This is a genomic window from Halomonas sp. PBN3, assembly GCF_000475415.1.
GTDB lineage: Bacteria > Pseudomonadota > Gammaproteobacteria > Pseudomonadales > Halomonadaceae > Halomonas > Halomonas shengliensis.
This window is the reverse complement of record NZ_AXCA01000132.1, coordinates 1-844: the sequence shown is the minus strand read 5'-3', so window position 1 is coordinate 844 and position 844 is coordinate 1. Positions and strand designations below refer to the sequence as shown.

General features: G+C 68.8%; 2 protein-coding genes. Both read right to left on the bottom strand.

Going from position 1 to position 844, the window contains the following annotated elements; translation table 11 throughout:
• The coding region (locus tag Q673_RS0118260; protein WP_031217873.1) for an ATP-binding cassette domain-containing protein at positions 1-236 on the bottom strand (236 nt) is incomplete at its 3' end.
• An 11-nt stretch (positions 237-247) separates the two neighbouring features.
• Positions 248-844 (bottom strand): ATP-binding cassette domain-containing protein (locus tag Q673_RS24670; protein WP_023005349.1); only part of this gene is annotated, 597 nt, incomplete at its 5' end.

Below are 844 nucleotides of genomic sequence, written 5' to 3'. Positions count from 1 at the left end.
CCGTCCTCGAAGTGCAGGCGCAGCGTGCCGCCGGTGACGCGGTAGCTGCCGTGGAGCATCTTGAGCAGCGTGCTCTTGCCGATGCCGCTGGGCCCGGCGAGTACCAGGCACTCCCCCGGGGAGAGGGTCAGCGACAGGCCGCGCATCACCTCAAGGGTCATGCCGCCCTGGCCGTGAAGCACGAAGGCCTTGTGCAGGGCGTCGACGCTGAGAAAGGGTTGCGTCAGGGATGTCATGGCGGGCCTCCTCACGGGGTCAGGACCGACGACACAAGCAGCTGCGTGTAGGCGTGCTGGGGATCGTCGAGGATTTGGTCGGTCAGGCCGGTCTCCACTACCTGGCCACGGCGCATCACCATCAGGCGATGGGCCAACAGGCGGGCCACCGCCAGGTCATGGGTCACCAGAATCACCGAGAGGCCAAGCTCGCGGACCAGGGTGCGCAACATGTCGAGCAACCGGGCCTGCACGGAGACATCCAGGCCCCCGGTGGGCTCGTCCATGAACACCAGGTTGGGACGGGTGACCAGAGTGCGGGCGATCTGCAGGCGCTGCTGCATGCCGCCCGAGAAGGTCTTCGGGGCGTCATCGATGCGCCGTGGCTCGAGCTCGACGCGCCCCATCCAATCCTGGCCGGCGGCACGCAGTTGACCGTAGTGGCGCTCGCCCAGGGCCATCAGGCGCTCGCCGATGTTGGCGCCGGCCGAGACGCCCAGGCGCAGGCCGTCGCGGGGGTTCTGGTGCACCAGACCCCACTCCATACGCAGCAGGGCCCGGCGGCGGGCCTCACCGATGGCGTAGAGATCGAGCTCGCCCTCGTGGCTGTGATAGACCACCTGGCCGGC